The following is a 16,194-nucleotide window of genomic DNA, read 5'->3' as shown; positions in this document are numbered from 1 at the left end:
AGCGGCGTACACCGATCTGCCCGCATCGGGGTCGCGCGCAGAAACCTGTGACTAGCGTAGATGCCACGGCAAGAGATGTGCTGAGAGGCGAGCGACATGGCAGACAACGACCCGACCCCCGAGGACTTCCAGGAGTTCCTCCGACGGATGCTCGCGAACCAGGGCGGTGGCGACATCGACCCCGAGGCACTGCGCGGCGCGTTCGAAGGAATGGACGGCTTCAGCCTCGACCCCGCGATGATGCAGACGATCATGTCGCAGCTCCAGGGCGCGTTCGGCGGCGACCCCTGGGAGAACGCCCTGCGTCAGGCCCTGTTCATCGCCAACCGCGACGGGCAGGGCATCAGCGACGGATCACGCACCTCACTCGCCGATTCCTTCTCTCTCGCCAACCTCTGGCTGGGCGAGGCGACCACGATCTCGGAGCTCGCCGAATCCCCGATCGCGATGACGCGCGGCGAGTGGGTCGAGAAGACCCTTCCGGTGTGGAAGGAGATCGCCGATCCGGTGTCGACCAGCATCGCCGATGCACTGACCTCCGCACTGGACACGCAGGTCCCCGAGGAGATGCGCGGCGTCGTCCAGGGCGCCGGAAAGCTGATGCGGGGTCTGGGCGGATCCGTGTTCGCGGCGCAGTTCGGGCAGGTCCTGGGGAACCTCTCGCTCGAGGTCGTCTCCGGTGGCGACGTGGGAATCCCCGTGCTCCCCGCCGGCACGGCGGCCGTGATCCCGCAGAACCTCACCGCTTTCGGCGAGGGCCTCGAGATTCCGGAAGACCAGATCGCGCTCTACCTCGCGACCCGGGAGCTCGCGTATGCGCGTCTCTACCGGCACGCGAAATGGCTGCACCTGCACGTGATGGCGCAGATCACGGACTTCGCCCGCGGCGTCACGGTCGACGTGGATGCCCTGGAAGACGTCGCGAGCCGGCTCGACCCCTCCGACCCGGAGGAGTTGCGTGCGGCCATCGAGGGCGGCGCACTGCTTCCTGTGCAGAGCGAAGCCCAGCGCGAAGCGCTGACCCGGCTGGAGAACCTCATCGCGACGATCGACGGGTGGGTCGACGTGGTGACCGCACAGGCGACCTCGCGGCTCCCCGACGGTGCGCGCATCGCGGAAGCAGCCCGCCGGAGACGCGCGGTGGGCGGCCCCGCGGAGGACGCACTCGGCGCACTCGTCGGGCTCAAGCTTCGTCCGCGGCGGATGCGGGAGGCGTCGGCGATGTGGCAGGCCGTGACGGACGCCGTGGGTATCGGTGCACGGGACTCGCTGTGGGACTACCCGGACCTGATGCCGACCGCCGACGACATCGACGACCCCCGGGCGATCGTGGCGCGACTGCAGGCCGCGGAGCGCGGTGAGCAGCCGGTCGCCGACGAGTTCGACGAGGCGCTGGCGCGGCTGCTCGACGGCGAAGACTTCGCGGAGGAGAAGCCCGAAGACGGCGACGACGACGCTGCCCCGGAAGGCGACCGACCCGTCTGACCGACGCGTCGCGGACGGAACGGGGAAGCCGCACTTCTCCTCCCCCATCGTGCCAATTGCGGGAAGTTCTCCACCGAAGCGGCGGAGTGGCGTCCGCCGTGCGCGTGCCCCCTCCAGAATCGGAGGGATGCCGCTCACTCCCCCGATCCTCACGCGCGTGGACCCGAACGCGCCACTGCTGTGGCGCGACGAATGCACGCTCCAGCTCGGCTACGACAGTGCCCTGAGCTTCGATGCGGTCGCCCCCTGGGTGGAGCGCCTCCTCAGCCGCCTGCGCTCGTCCTTCCGCCGGGGATCGTTCGACGTGATCGCCCATGCCGCCGGCGCCCCGCGCGAAGAGGCTCGCGCCCTGCTCGCCCGGGTGGAGCCGCTCCTGGTCGATGAGCCAGCCGCGGCCCGCCCCGCCTGGGTCGAGAGCATCGGCATCTCCGACGGCAGGTGCGAATACCGCGTGCGGGAGTCGCTCGTGGACGAGGGCATCACCCTCGTCGATCCTGCTCAGCCACCCGCCGTCGCCGTCGTGCTCGTGCGAGGTGCCGCCGCCGCTCTGCCATTCGCCCGCTTCCTCCGTGACGACATCCCGCACCTTCCCGTGTCGTTCGAACCGGGACGCGTGACGGTCGGCCCCCTCGTCATCCCCGGAGCGTCCGCGTGCCTCGCCTGCCGGGACGCACACGCCACGGATCTCGACCCGGCCTGGCCCCTGCTGCACGCACAGCTGATCGGTCGCGATCCCGGGCCGATCCGCGCGGTGCAGGTCGCCGAGGCCGGACGGATCGCCGCAGTGCTCCTGGGGGAACATCCGGCTTCGGAGAGCCGCATCGCGCAGGTCAGCGCCGACGGCTCGATCGGGTGGCATTCGGTGAGGTTTCACGAAGAATGCCGGTGCCGCGAGCCGTGGTCCCCATCTCAGCGAGGAACCTCGACGGAGCCCGCTCTCCCCGCCCCGCCGTTCTCGCCCACGACAGCGACAGCGTCCGCGCGGCGCGCGTGACACCGACGTAGGCCAGGCGCCGCTCCTCATCGACCGATTCGAAGCTCGTCGCGTAGGAGATCGGCAACGACCCCTCGGCCCACCCGGCGAGGTGCACGTGGGGCCACTCGAGTCCCTTCGCCGCATGCAGGGTCGACAGGGTCACCGTGCGCATCGTGGGCTCATGCTGGTCTTTCGCGCGGGCCATGAGCGCGTCGCTGAAGCTGCGCAGATCCGCCTCGGGACCGGCATCCTCCGCGAGGCGCAGGATGGCACGACGCGCCTCCCATCCGCCGCGCTGCGCACCGCCCGCGGCCGGCGGCTCCTCCGTGAGACCGAGCTCGCGCAGGACCCGCTGGACCGCGGGGAGGAACCCGTGCTCGGAGGGAGCCACGGCGGCCGCGCGGAGCGCCAGGATGGCCTGACGCACCTCCGGCATCGCGAAGAAACGAGTACCACCCAGCACCGTCGTCGCGATGCCCTCGGCCGCGAGCGCCTGCTGCAGGACCGCGGACTGGGCGTGCGCGCGGTAGAGGACCGCGATCTCCGAGGGCGATGCCCCTGCGGCGAGCTGAGCCGAGATCGAGGCCGCTATCCCCGCGGCCTCCTCGCTCTCGGAGTCGTACGCGGTCACGGTGGGTGCATCGGCCGTGAACTGCTCGCGCGCGGGCACGAGCTCGAGCGCACCGGGGCGTCCGTGCATCAGCGCGTTCGCCACGGTCAGGATCGGCGCCTGGGAACGATAGTTCGTCTCCAACCGCACCACCGTGGCGTCGGGGTGGCGACGCTCGAACTCGAGCAGGAAGCGCTGGTCGGCGCCGGCGAAGGAATAGATCGTCTGACTGGCGTCTCCGACGACACAGATGTCGTGCCGATCTCCCAGCCAGAGTTCGAGCAGCCGGTTCTGCAGCGGCGAGACGTCTTGGAACTCGTCGACCGTGAAGTGCCGGTACTGCTCGTGGACGGATGCGGCGACCCGCGGCTCCGTCTCCAGCATCCCCGCGCAGGCGAGGAGCACGTCTTCGAAATCGAGCTGACGGCGGTCATCCTTCAATGCCTCGTACCCGCGCATCAGTTCGATGAGCTGACCGGTGTCCACTCCGCTGATCGGACGGTCGAGCGCCGCGTACTGGTCGATCGAGAGCATCGAGACCTTGCGCCACTCGATCTCGGAGGCGATGTCGCGGAGAGTCGCCGTGCTGGGCCGCAACCGGATCGCATCGGCCGCCTGCCCCAGCATCCGTACCTTGTTGTCGATGATCGACGGAGCGGGCGAACCCGCGAGCGTCGGCCAGAAGAAATTCAGTTGCGCGAGCGCGGTCGCGTGAAACGTCCGAGCGGCGACTCCCTCGACACCGAGCGCCCGCAGACGCCCCCTCAGCTCGCCAGCGGCCTTGGCCGTGAACGTGACCGCCATGACGCGGGAGGGCGAATAGGCCCCGGTATCGACGCCGTGGGCGATGCGATGCGTGATGACGCGCGTCTTCCCCGTGCCTGCGCCCGCGAGCACGGCCACAGGTCCGCGCAGGACCGATGCTGCCGCTCGCTGCCGCTCGTCGAGGGCATCGAGTGCGCTCACGCGCGCTCCTCGTACCAGTCGACGATCAACGCGCGGGCGATCGACGCGGGCCCGGGAAGGCCCACCGGCCCCCGCCCGAGCAGCGCGGAGCCGATCTCCGCACGGGAGAACCAGCGCACGTCGATGATCTCCTCACCATCGGCGAGCGCAGCGGACTCCTCGTCCACGACGGCCCGGAAGCCGACCATGAGGGAACGCGGGAACGGCCAAGCCTGCGAGGAGACATACCGCAGCGACGACAGCCGCACGCCCGACTCCTCCTCGATCTCCCGGTGCACGGTCGACTCGAGCGACTCCCCTGCCTCGGTGAACCCGGCGAAACAGGAGTACATGCGACCGCCCCAGTTCGCGTTCGCTCCGAGCAGCAGCCGCTCGCCGTCACGGCTCTCGACCGCGACGATCACCGCCGGGTCGGTGCGGGGGAAGTGCTCGCGAGCGCACACCAGGCACCGTCGTGACCATCCCGCCTGCCGCAGCTCCGTCCCACCCCCGCATGTCGGGCAGAACGGCGCATCGCGGAGCCAGCCGGCGAGGGCGATGGCGCCGATGAGGAGTTCCGACTCCTGATCGTCGATACGGCCGCCGAGGTCGCGGAGCCCGAGCCAGATCTCGTCCGGCGCCGCGTCGAGGGAATCGGTCTCCGGAGGGGCTGCGGCGAGGAGCACCACGGCACCGTCGGAATCCCGTCCGAGCAGAGCCCAGGTGGCTTCGACGACGGCCGAGGGAGGAACCCGCAGCAACGTCGAATCGACCACCCGGACGCGCCCTTCACGGACGACGATCACGCGGGTGGCGAGGTCTTCTCGGAGGCGTTCGAGGACGTCCGCCTCATCGCGGAGTTCGGCTGCACGGTCGAGAGACGGGCGCTGACTGGTCATCGACTCCCTCTTTCACGGGCGTGGCGGAGGCGGGACCGCCCCTGAGCCGACCTACCCTGGGGGCATGGGACGCTCTCCTTTCACTCTAGCCGCGGCAGTGACCGCTGCACTGCCCGGGGCGGAGGTCACGGGGGCGCGCCGTCTGAGCGCCGATGGCGATGGACGGTTCGACTCGGCGATCGCCACTCTCACCGACGGCCGTGAGCTCGCGATCCGCGTCGCCGACGATGACGAGACAGCGCGGGAACTGGCTGCCGAAGCGCTCGCCCTGCGCGCGCTGACCGACGGGGCACGCGCCATGCTCCCCTTCCGTGCCCCGGCCTACATCGGCGAGACTCGGCTCGGCGAAGGACGTGCTCTCGTCACCGAACTCCTCCCCGGATTCCAGATCGAGGCGGCCATGGTGCCCGCCGGTCGCGGCGCCGCGGAGTCCATGGGCGCCTCGATCGCCGCCGTCCATGGCCTGCCTACCTCGGTCGTGCGCGGTGCCGGTCTCGCCACGCGCAGCGCCGAGGAGAGCCGCGCAGAGCTGGAGCGCCTGGTCGACACCGCGGCCGCCACCGGTCGCGTCCCCGCGCGCCTCACCGTGCGGTGGCGTGACGCCATCGCCGACGATGAGCTGTGGCGCTTCGAATCCACCGTCATCCTGGGCGGCGTGCAGGCGACCTCCTTCCTGTTCGACGATCACCCCGAGCGCGGCCCCGAGGTGGTCGGCGTGGTCGGCTGGCACGGCCTCGCGGTGGGAGACCCTGCCCTCGACCTCTCCTGGTTGTCCGCTGCACCGGAGGCCGCTGAAGACGTCCAGCGCGCGTATTCTGACGCGATCGACCGGGCGCCGGACGCCGGCCTCGAGGTGCGCGCCCGCCTTCTCGCCGAGCTGGAGTTCGCCCGCTGGCTCGTGCACGGCGACGCGATGCATCGGCCCGACATCGTCGACGATGCGGCGTCCCTGCTGGAGGCACTCGCCGAGGGACTGCGCACCGACGACCTCGCCATCATCGACGCGCGAGGTGTCGGCGTCGACTCCGCACTCGATGCTCTCGACCGCGTGCCGAAGGACGCCGTCGCCGAGGTCGACACGTCGATGCACACCGATGCGTACAACCCCGAGGAGCTGTGGGCGGACTCGGCGGAGAGGGAAGAAGGGGAAGCCACGGGGACCGCGTCCTCCACCGAACCGACCGCGACCGTGCCCGGCGAGCGCGTCGACGACGCCGACCGTCGTGCCGGGATGCTGGATATCGAGACCGAAGACCTCTCCGGGGTCGCGAGCCTGTTCGCCGGGACGAGCGGTCCGGCCGACGCGCGCGAGGACTCCCACCCGCGTCCCCCGCGGTCCGACGACGAGTACGGCGATTTCGACGAGAACGACTCGGACGAGGCTCAGCGAGCGGCGCGCGCGGCACTCCAGCGCTGGAAGAGCTCTTCCTCGGAGTAGACCCGGTCGCCGCGGATGATCAGGTCGTCCGCCACGTAATACAGCGCGACGTCGATCGCCTCCAGAGGTACGTCGTACCGTCGGTGGTATGCGAGTCGATAGAGCGCGAGCTGCAGCATCCGCTCGTCGCGCTCCTTCGCCGTACGCGGAGCCCTGCCCGTCTTCCAGTCGACGATCTCGATGCGGTCACCGCGATCGGCCCGCCGGTACACGGCATCGAGCTTGCAGATGACGATGTGCGCCGATCCCGCATCGACGTCCGGCAACCCGGCGCCGAGGGCGAAGTCGATCTCGATCTCCACCGCGATCGGTCGCAGCGGGCCCCACTCACTGCGCTCGAACGTCGCCTGGAGGACCGCGAGATCAGCAGCATCCGCCGATGCCCCCGGCGCGTCGAGCGCCGCCGTCGCTCCGACCGCGAACTCTGGGGCGACGTCGTCTTCGTCCACCTCCCAAAGCGCCTCGTCCACACGCGTGCCGACGCCGACGAGTTCGGATCTCTGTTCCACCCACGCATGGAAGAGGGTGCCGAGGCGGGTCTGTCGGTACGGTCTCTCCGGCATCGGGCGGACGATCGACGATAGGGTGCCGGAGAAATCCGTCACGTAGTCCTTGAACCGCGATGCCGGCACACGGGTCGGGGCCTCGGCATCGTTCCCGCGTTGCCGGGCGGCACGTTCGGCCAACAACCGCGTGAGCTCGATCGACGGCTCGGCGACACCGACACGGACCGCATCGTCGACGGCCCTCGCTGCCGCCGAGACGGTCGCGCGCCGGGCACCCAGCGGGTCGAGCGGCCAATGCAGGGTCGATCCGGGACCGTCGTAAGGGTTGTCATCGGGATCCACCGGGGCGATCGGCTCGACTCCCACCACTTCCATCGCCTCGACCAGGTACGGGCTCGGCGTCCGTGGCGCCTTCTGGCCCGCCCAATGTGCGCCGCTGAGCAGGAGATCGGTCCGCGCACGTGTCACTGCGACATAGGCGAGACGCCGCTCCTCCTGCTGCTGATACGCCCGGTACGCGTCCTTGAAGCGCTTGAGCGCGCCGCCCAGCGGATTCGCCTTCGTCGCGCCGCCTGACAATGAAGCCTGCGCGAGCTTCTGCCTCTTCTGCGGATCCGTCTCCTCCCCCATCGCCTCGACGGGGTCCCACTCGAAGCGAGGGAGCGCATCCCGATCACCGCGGAGGGCGAACGGAACCACGCCGAAGCCGAACCACCCCGAGGTGTCGGAGACACGGCTGGGGAGCTCGTCGACCACGAGACGCACGACGGCGACCGCATCCCATTCCAGGCCCTTCGAGCCGTGAATGGTCAGCAGCTGCACGACACCCGGCTCCGGAGGCTCAGGACGCGGCATCAGCTCGTCGGTGCTCTCGGCCTTGTCGAGCCACGCCAACAGGCTCCCGATGCTCCCCCGCTCGTCGGCCGCGAGGAAGGCCCGCACCTCGTCCGTGAACGCCCGCAGTTGCGTGGCGGCGATGCGGGCCGGGCCTCGTGTCTCGTTGGCGGCCAGTTCGATGTCGAGTCGGAGCTCGAGTTCGATGAGACGGATCAGTTCCGGGATCGGTTGCGACGCTGCCCGCCGGAGCCGTTCCAGCATCTCCCCTGCGGCACGGACGCGTGCACGTCCGTCCGGGCTGATCGTCTCGAGCAGACGGTAGTCATCACGCACAGCGCGCACCACGTCGACCGCATCGACGATGGATACCGCCTCATCGGCACCGCGCGAGGAACGCAACCGCGCGCGCACCTCTTCCGGCAGCGGTGCCAACGCGGTGTCCCGCTCCGAGAGCGCGCGACCGAGGTCGTAGAGGGCGGCCATGTCGGCGACCCCCACCCCGAAGCGGGGTCCCGTGAGGAGGCGGATCAGGGCGGACCCCGCCGTGGGGTCGTGCACGACCCGGAGTGTCGAGACGACATCGACCACCTCGGGAGTCGCGAGCAGCCCGCCCAGGCCGAGGATGCGGTGCGGGATGCCGCGAGCGGCGAGCGCAGCCGCGAAGGTCTGCATGTGACGCTTCGACCGGAACAGGATCGCACCGGTGTGCGGACGCAGACTCTGCGCAGCGCCGACCCCGCGCGCCTCATGCTCCTCCCTCCGCGCGGCGAACCAATCCGCGACGGCGGAGGCCTCGTCATCGACCGTGAACGCGTACTCGACGGACACCGAGCCGTCCCCCGCTCCGGGACGAGGCTCGAGGGGCGGCACGTCGAGTCCCGGCCGCCGCAGGGGCTCGAGCACACGGTTGGCGATGCCGAGGATGCCGCGGTCGTTGCGCCAGCTCGTCATGAGGCTGTAGGTCTGCGCCGTTCCGGTGCTCGAGAACGTCCTCGAGAAGGCGTAGAGGTTGTCGGCGCTCGCACCGCGCCAGCCGTAGATGGACTGGTGGGGGTCGCCGACCGCCATCACCGCGGAGTCCCGGAAGAGTTCGGCGAGGAAGCGGGTCTGGATGACCGACGTGTCCTGGTACTCGTCGAGCAGCACGACACGATGCTGCTCCCGAAGCTCGTCGCGCACGTCGGGCGCGGACTCGACGATGTCGTATGCACCGCCCACCTGATCGGCGAAGTCGAGCACGCCGCGGCGCTCCTTCTCGGCGATGTAGTCACGCACCAGACGGGCGAGCGTCGGCAGGCTGAGCAGGTTCACAGCCGCCTTCTCCACGTCGGCATTGCCCCGGTAGGGCGCGAAGGCGAGTGCCTGGTCCCGCGCGATCCGTTCTGCCACCTCCAGGTCCACTCGATGGTCGAGGGCGTCGCCGGCGAGGCGCTGGACCGCGTCGATGATCGTGCCGAGCGCGAAGTCGATGTTCTCCAGCTCAGGAAGATCGCTGCGGAGCACGACCTCACGGGCGAGCATCCAGGAGGCGGCCTGGCTGAGCATGGCCACGTCGGGATCACGGCCGATGCGCGCAGCGTGTTCGCGGACGATCCCGTCGGCGAAGGCGTTGTACGTCGACACCCGCGGACGGATCATCACGTCTTCCGCCGCACGGGGGATGACGGGGTCCCACCCGGTGCCGTGATGAGCGGCGAGCTCGTCGAGGACATGCCTGCGCACCACCTCGCGCTGCCGGCCCTCAGCGGCCTCCTCGACCCGGCGAAGGGAGCCGTCGGCCACGATCTGCGCCAGATGGGGCAGCAGGCCCCGGTGGCCGTACTCGTCGATGACCGCCAAGCGGTGGCCTATCCGTTCCGCGAGTTCTCCCGCGGCCTTGCGGGTGAACGTGAGTCCGAGGATCTCGTCACGTCGTACGTGCCCGTTCGCGACGAGCCACACCACTCGCCCGGACATGGTCTCGGTCTTGCCGCTGCCTGCTCCGGCGACGACGAGCGCCGGCTCCGGGGGCGCCTCGATCACCCGCTGCTGCGCGGGTGTGGGCGGAGGCTGTCCGAGCGCGGCCGCGATGTCGGCCGCCGAGATCCTCTCGCCGCCGCTCCACCCGGTCATGCGCTCACCGCCGGGACGGTGTGGATGCGACACGGATGCACGCGGCGCTGGGTGTCGGCGCAGTGCGACTCGACCTGCGCCGTGAAGCTCGACGCCGACATGCCGCGGGCGGCATCCGAGACGCGGCGCAGGAAGGCCGCCCGTGATTCGTCGCTGAGCGTGTGCTGATGCGCGATGCGGTACTCGCTCTTGGCAAGCGTCTTGGAGACGATCACGAGACGCGCCCCGGCCAACGACCCCGGCGGAGCGTCCTCCACCAGGCCCTGCTGGACGGCGACCTGATAGGCCGCGAGCTGCGCGTGCTCGCGCACACCGGGATCCGACTCGGGGTCGTTCTTCCCGGTCTTCAGATCGACCACCACGATGCGGCCGTCCGGGCCGCCAGACATCCGTTCCCAGCCGCGTCCGCGTGCGGCGCCGTGCTCGCCTGCATCCGGCGGATACGCCTCGACGCGATCGATGTACCCGTGGATGATCGCCTGGTTCGCGCGGTCCTCCCCGACGGGATGCACGGCGGGCACCGCGTGCGCATCGCCCTCAGCCGCCACGTCGACGGCGAAACGGAACTCCACCTCGCTGCCGAGGACCCGCCCGCCTTCGCGGCGCACCTCGCCGAGGTACGCGTGCAGGCGCCCCACGAGCAGATCGGCGCGTCGACGCTCCTTGCGGCCGATCCACTCGGTCTCGAAGTCGAGTTCCGGCCATCGCTCGGCGACGATCGCACGCATCTGCTCGACATCGCCGTCGGGCACCCGCTCCATCGCCTCGTGCACGATCGTGCCGATCCCCGCCGTCGGCGGCATCACCGTGTCTCCGCCGAGAGCCGAGACGACCCAGTTGAGTCCGCACTCCTCGAAGGACTCCATCTTCGAGGGCGAGACCCGCGCGCCGTCGACGGCGAGATCGCGCAGCGGCGCCTGCGTGGAGGGGGCCGTGACGCCGTACCACTCGGCGGGGTCGGCGCCCGGCACGCCTTCTCGGGCGAGGACGGCGAGCTGGCCTGCCGCGTCACGTCTGAGCGAATCCGAGTGCGCCGTGGTCAGCGTCCGTCGGTACCGGGCGACCAGCCCCCGCAAAGTGAGCGGATGCTCGGCCGATGCGTGGCGCTCCGGCGGGTGCGGGGCGGGCAGGAAGGCGAAGAACGGGCTCGGAGTGAGGTCGTCGTCATCGACCGCGGTGATCAGGAGTCGCTTCCGTGCCCGCGATACGGCTCGCACGAACAGGCGGAGCTCGTCATGCAACGCTGCCCGCCGGCGGTCCAGCACCCCGGGCGGTTCGATGCTCACGCCGGTGCGAGCGGCTTCGAGCGCATCGGCCAGACGCCAGGTCTGCAGCAGACCGCCGCGGAGACGGACGTTGGGCCAGACGCCGTCCTGCACCCCGGCGACGACGACGGCGTCGAACTCCGTGCCGAGCGCCGTGGCCGGAGTCAGCAACGTGACCTTGCCAGGACGGTCCGGGGTCGACAGGGAATCCTCGGGGACCTCGCTGTCGAGGACGTCGCGCACGAAGGCCTCGGGCTTCTCGTTCGGAGTGCGCTCGACGAAGCGCTTCGCCGCGTCGAAGAGCGAGACGAGCGCGTCGAGCGAACGGGCCGTCTCCGCTCCGGTGGGCAGCAGGGAGATCTCGCGCCACGCCACCTGCAGACGCCGACCGTCGACGGCACGAGCCTGCTCCCACACCCGCCACAGCAGATCGTGGATCGTCTCCCCCTGGTCGGCGGCACGCGCCACCGCCTCGATCGTCTCCGCGAAGCGCTCGGCGGAGCGGGATTCCGGCGAGTCGATGAGCGTCAGGTGGCTGTGGTTCGCCATCGCCTGGCGCAGCAGCTCGCGCGCAGGCGTCGACCCGCCCTGTGCGAGTTCGATGTGCCGGAGGCGGGCGCGGAGACGGCGGAGCCCGATCGCGTCCATCCCCCCGAACGGGGTGCGCAGTGCCTCCTCCAGCGCCTCCGGGGTGCGCTCCTCGACGGGCGTCAACGCGAGGCGCACGATGCCGACGATGTCACGCACGATCCCTTCGCTCCCGAGCGGACGCTGCACACCGGCGGCGCGCGTGGGGACCTCCCTGGCCGCGAGCTCGGTCTCCAGCGTGGTCACCTGACGGGTGTCGTGAGCGATGACGGCCATCCGATCCCAGCGGATTCCCTCGGACAGATGCCAGTCGCGCATCACACCGGCGATGCGGTCCAGCTCTTCGTAGGGAGACGGGGCGACGAAGGTCGACACGTGCGCATCGACCACCTCCGGGTCGACGGGCACCGGTGCGCGGCGATGCTCGACGCGTCCGGAGACTCCGATCGCCTGTGTGACGGTGCGAGTCAAGGCGGTGAGCGCCAGATGCTGCCGGTGCGCGCCGTCGAGCACATGCACCTCGCCGACGGCACCGGCGAGCTGCGCGAAGAGCTCCGGGCTCGCGCCACGGAACGACCCGGATGAGATATCGGGATCGCCGAACGCCAGCACCGCGATGCCCCGCCCCCGCAACGCTCTGACGACATCGATCCCTCCGCGGGTGAGCTCCTGTGCGTCATCGATCAGCACGACGCGCAATGGCGCGAGCGGGCCGAGCGTCGCCGCCTCGGCCGAGCGCAGGATGGCAGCTGCCTCGCTGAGCAGGTCCGCGGCGTCGCGGTGCGCGGAACGCAGAGCGTCGAGTACCGTCCGGTACTCGACGAGGAACTCCGCGGCTGCCACCCACACATCGTTCCCCGATGCGCGGAGCTCGTCCGGCCGGGCCCCGATCTCGGTGCACTCCGCGAGGAACGCGCGGAGCTCCGAACGGAATCCCTTCGACGCGCGCACCGAACCGCTGAGCGCGTCCGGCCAGGGGATGCGACCGTCTTCGGTGTCACCGGCGAGCAGATCCGCGATGATGCGGTCCTGGTCGGCTCCGGTGAGCAGCGCAGGCGGCTCCGCTCCCTCGCGCACCATCGCCCCCCGGACCAGCTGGAAGGCGAAGGAGCCGAGCGACCGCGCCAACGGCCCCGGGGTCGCCTGCCCGATGCGGACACCGATCCGGTCACGCAGTGCGGTTGCGGCCTGGCGGCTCGGCGTGAGTGCCAGCACCTGCTCGGGTCGCAGATCGGCCGCATCGAGCAGGTGCACGACGCGGTCGACGAGCGTTCGCGTCTTCCCTGTTCCCGGCGCCCCGATGATGACACCGGAGGCGAACGGCTCGGCGGCGATCACAGCTCGCTGCGCGGCATCCGGTGTCATGCCCTCCACGCTATCCGGACGCGGGGACATCGTCGTGCGCGCATGCACGCGACACCCTCGCGACCCGCCACCCCCGGCCTGTGCGCTCACGGCGAAACCCACGCCGGGTGCCGATCCCGCCCGATGCCCGCGGGGTAGAGTTGGGCCAGTCCCCGAACTTCAAGGAGCACGCGTGGAAATCCGCATCGGCATCATCAACACCGGCCGCGAACTGAGCTTCGACACCGGCGTGAGCGCAGACGAGGTCCGCACCCAGGTCACCACGGCGCTGGAGCAGAACGCCACGCACGTGAGCTTCGCCGATGTGAAGGGCAACTCCTACATCGTCCCGACGGCGAACCTCGCCTACATCGAACTGGGCACCGAGGAATCGCGTCGCGTCGGCTTCGTCGCCTGAGCAGACGATGTACATCCTGCTCGCACTGATCGGCGCGTGTGCCCTGGGCATCGCGGTGCATTTCCTGATCTCCGGGCGCGAGCTGCGCGGAGTGGCGCTCGCGCCCGCCGTGGCGACAGCGGTCTCAGCGATCACCTACACGGGTCTGCAGTGGGCCGGCGTCGGTGAGGACAGCATCTGGCTGTGGCTCGCGAGCGTGCTCGGTGCTCCCGTCGTCGCCGCGCTGGTGACGGTGGCGATCACCGGGATGCGCAAGCGGTCCGATGCAGATGCCAAGGCGGCACTCGGCATCTGACGGGCAACCTAGGACGCGAGGCCCATCGCATCCATCCGGCGCGCGTGAGCTCCCATGAGTTCGGTGTAGACCGGCTCGACGCGCTCGTCGTCGACCTGGAGCAGCTCCGGCCGCAGCGCGGAACGGCAGACCAGGATGGTGTCACCGACGAGGCGCCGCGCCCACATCGACAGCAGGGACCGCCACTCCTCATCGCTCTCGATCGTCTCCTGGATGATCGCGACGATCTCATGGCCGGCATCGTCTTCGCGGAGGATCTCCGCCACCCGACGACCGGTCTCGCCGTAGCTCGATGCGAGCGCGAGGTAGAAGTCGTCGAGCATCCCGGCGGTGATGTACACGGCGAGGAGCGTCTCCCGGGGTCGCGCACCGATCGTCTTGCGTCGGAACGCGTCGAGGTTCTCGCGGAACGGCAGCATCACCTGCGTCGGGTCGCCACCGCGCTCGGCGATGACCTCCACGATCCCGCGATGCTTCGTCAACGCCGCCCCGGCCGCACGCGACAGGGACTCCTTCTCGGAAAGCTCGGGGGTCGCCCGGATGAGCCTGGTGAGCGTCTCGAAGTAGCCGAGTTGCAGGTACGCGGCCTGACCGAGGAACCGATCGAGCTCGGGGGCGAGTTCGGCGAAGTCGACCCTCGTCGCATCGCTCTGCTCGCCTCGGCTGCGCAGGGTGAGGATTCGCCGTGGCGCGTCATCGCGCTGCCAGAACCACTTAACCACGAGGTCTTCCTCCCGAGTCCACCACGAGATTCACAATACCCGCGCGGGGCCCTCCTTCCTGGTCCGCACCACCCCTCCGGTAGGCTGGGCGTGTCCCCGCCGTCGGAGCGGGGCCCCGCGCCTGTGGCACAAGAGACGGCGTGGATCCGTTTACGTGGCGGTCCCCCAGGGTCGCCGGACAGGCAATCTGAATAAAGTGACAACTTTCGCCGATCTCGGCATCGATCAGGACATCGTCGACGCACTCGCGGCCAAGGGCATCATCGATGCCTTCCCGATCCAGGAGCAGACCATCCCCCTCGGCCTTCCGGGGCAGGACATCATCGGCCAGGCGAAGACCGGGACGGGAAAGACCTTCGGGTTCGGCATCCCCGTCGTGCAGCGCCTCGGCAAGGACCCGGAGCACGGCGTCAAAGCACTCATCGTCGTCCCGACCCGCGAGCTCGCCGTGCAGGTCTACGAAGACATCGACCTGCTCACCAGCAACCGCTCCACCAGCGTCGTCGCCATCTACGGAGGCAAGGCGTACGAGGGTCAGATCGACCAGCTCAAGGCGGGCGCGCAGATCGTGGTCGGCACTCCCGGCCGCCTGATCGACCTCGCGGGCCAGCGCCTGCTCGACCTCTCCAACGCGACGGAGGTCGTGCTCGACGAGGCCGACAAGATGCTCGACCTCGGCTTCCTCGCCGACATCGAGAAGATCTTCCAGAAGGTCCCGGCCGTCCGCCACACGCAGCTGTTCTCGGCGACCATGCCCGGCCCGATCGTGGCCCTCGCCCGCCGCTTCATGTCGAACCCGATCCACATCCGCGCCAACGACCCCGACGAGGGCCTCACCCAGGCCAACATCAAGCACCTCGTCTACCGCGCGCACTCGATGGACAAGGACGAGATCATCGCTCGCATCCTCCAGGCCGAGGGCCGCGGCAAGACCGTGATCTTCACGCGCACCAAGCGCGCGGCACAGCGCCTCGTCGACGAGCTCAACGACCGCGGCTTCAACGTCGGCGGCGTGCACGGCGACATGGGGCAGGACCAGCGCGAGCGCTCGATGGCCGCGTTCAAGGCGGGTAAGCGTGACGTTCTCGTCGCGACCGACGTGGCCGCCCGCGGCATCGACGTCGACGACGTGACGCACGTCATCAACCACACCATCCCCGACGAGGACAAGACGTACCTGCACCGCGCCGGCCGCACGGGGCGTGCAGGCAAGACCGGCATCGCGGTCACATTCGTCGACTGGGAGGACCTGCACAAGTGGGCCCTCATCAACCGCGCGCTCGAGTTCGGTCAGCCGGAGCCCGTCGAGACCTACTCGTCGAGCCCTCACCTGTACGAAGACCTGGACATCCCGCAGGGCACGAAGGGCCGCCTCGTGTCCGCGCCGAAGACCGAATCCGTGAAGACCGAGCGCACCCGTCGGCCAGAGCGCGCCGCGGACGCCGCCGCGGAAGGCACCGACGAGACCGGGACGCGGCGCCGTCGCCGCCGTCGCAACAGCGCGACTCCGGTCGGCTCGACCTTCACCGAAGGTGCGTCGGGGGCCACCACGGGCGAAGGACAGTCCGCTCCGGCCGCAGACCGCAGCGCCGAGGGCGCCGGCACCCACGACGGGGCGGGCAAGGAGCACCACGACGGCAAGCCCGCGCCGGCGCGCCGTCGCCGTCGCCGCCGTGGAGGTTCCGGCGCAGGCGCAGCTCCGGTCACCGGAGCCTGACACCTCGACCTCTCAGAAGGGCGCGTGCCGCGGACGA

The 16,194-nt window shown here is 70.2% G+C and carries 10 protein-coding genes; 5 read left to right on the top strand and 5 right to left on the bottom strand.

What is annotated here, in order from left to right:
• Window positions 1-96 precede the first annotated feature (96 nt).
• Complete coding sequence (locus LRQ07_RS06260; protein ID WP_256536149.1) at window positions 97-1,485, top strand: zinc-dependent metalloprotease; 1,389 nt, start codon at window positions 97-99, stop codon at window positions 1,483-1,485.
• 830 nt (window positions 1,486-2,315) lie between these two features.
• Here the strand turns inward: LRQ07_RS06260 and LRQ07_RS06255 are convergent.
• The gene (locus LRQ07_RS06255) at window positions 2,316-4,037 is read right to left on the bottom strand and encodes an ATP-dependent helicase (protein WP_134353390.1); all 1,722 of its coding nucleotides are present in this window, start codon (window positions 4,035-4,037) and stop codon (window positions 2,316-2,318) included.
• Entirely contained in the window at window positions 4,034-4,915 is an 882-nt protein-coding gene (gene nudC / locus LRQ07_RS06250; protein WP_256536147.1) for an NAD(+) diphosphatase, read from the bottom strand. The genes LRQ07_RS06255 and nudC overlap by 4 nt, the downstream gene beginning before the upstream one ends.
• Window positions 4,916-4,979: 64 nt before the next feature.
• On the opposite strand from nudC, the gene LRQ07_RS06245 reads away from it, so the two are divergent.
• Complete coding sequence (locus LRQ07_RS06245) at window positions 4,980-6,353, top strand: hypothetical protein (protein ID WP_256536146.1); 1,374 nt, start codon at window positions 4,980-4,982, stop codon at window positions 6,351-6,353.
• Here the strand turns inward: LRQ07_RS06245 and LRQ07_RS06240 are convergent.
• On the bottom strand, window positions 6,299-9,808 hold the full coding sequence (locus LRQ07_RS06240; protein ID WP_256536145.1) for an ATP-dependent DNA helicase: 3,510 nt from the start codon (window positions 9,806-9,808) through the stop codon (window positions 6,299-6,301). The two genes, LRQ07_RS06245 and LRQ07_RS06240, sit on opposite strands and share 55 nt — an antisense overlap.
• Window positions 9,805-13,026: an ATP-dependent helicase gene (locus LRQ07_RS06235; RefSeq protein WP_256536144.1), complete on the bottom strand. Its 3,222-nt coding sequence runs from the start codon at window positions 13,024-13,026 to the stop codon at window positions 9,805-9,807. The genes LRQ07_RS06240 and LRQ07_RS06235 overlap by 4 nt, the downstream gene beginning before the upstream one ends.
• Before the next feature lie 172 nt (window positions 13,027-13,198).
• On the opposite strand from LRQ07_RS06235, the gene LRQ07_RS06230 reads away from it, so the two are divergent.
• Both LRQ07_RS06230 and LRQ07_RS06225 read left to right on the top strand, forming a co-directional pair.
• Window positions 13,199-13,423, top strand: coding sequence for a DUF3107 domain-containing protein (locus tag LRQ07_RS06230; protein ID WP_131491920.1), 225 nt, complete (start codon window positions 13,199-13,201; stop codon window positions 13,421-13,423).
• Between the two features lie 7 nt (window positions 13,424-13,430).
• The gene (locus LRQ07_RS06225) at window positions 13,431-13,718 is read left to right on the top strand and encodes a hypothetical protein (protein WP_131491919.1); all 288 of its coding nucleotides are present in this window, start codon (window positions 13,431-13,433) and stop codon (window positions 13,716-13,718) included.
• An 8-nt stretch (window positions 13,719-13,726) separates the two neighbouring features.
• Here the strand turns inward: LRQ07_RS06225 and LRQ07_RS06220 are convergent, their stop codons facing one another.
• Window positions 13,727-14,440: a ferritin-like fold-containing protein gene (locus LRQ07_RS06220; RefSeq protein ID WP_047523057.1), complete on the bottom strand. Its 714-nt coding sequence runs from the start codon at window positions 14,438-14,440 to the stop codon at window positions 13,727-13,729.
• Between the two features lie 196 nt (window positions 14,441-14,636).
• Here LRQ07_RS06220 and LRQ07_RS06215 point away from each other — a divergent pair, with 196 nt between their 5' ends.
• Window positions 14,637-16,157: a DEAD/DEAH box helicase gene (locus LRQ07_RS06215; RefSeq protein ID WP_047523058.1), complete on the top strand. Its 1,521-nt coding sequence runs from the start codon at window positions 14,637-14,639 to the stop codon at window positions 16,155-16,157.
• Window positions 16,158-16,194 lie beyond the last annotated feature (37 nt).

The organism is Microbacterium sp. J1-1, assembly GCF_024498615.1.
GTDB lineage: Bacteria > Actinomycetota > Actinomycetes > Actinomycetales > Microbacteriaceae > Microbacterium > Microbacterium aurugineum.
The sequence above is the reverse complement of the archived record's forward strand: the minus strand, read 5'-3'. Positions and strand labels throughout refer to the sequence as shown.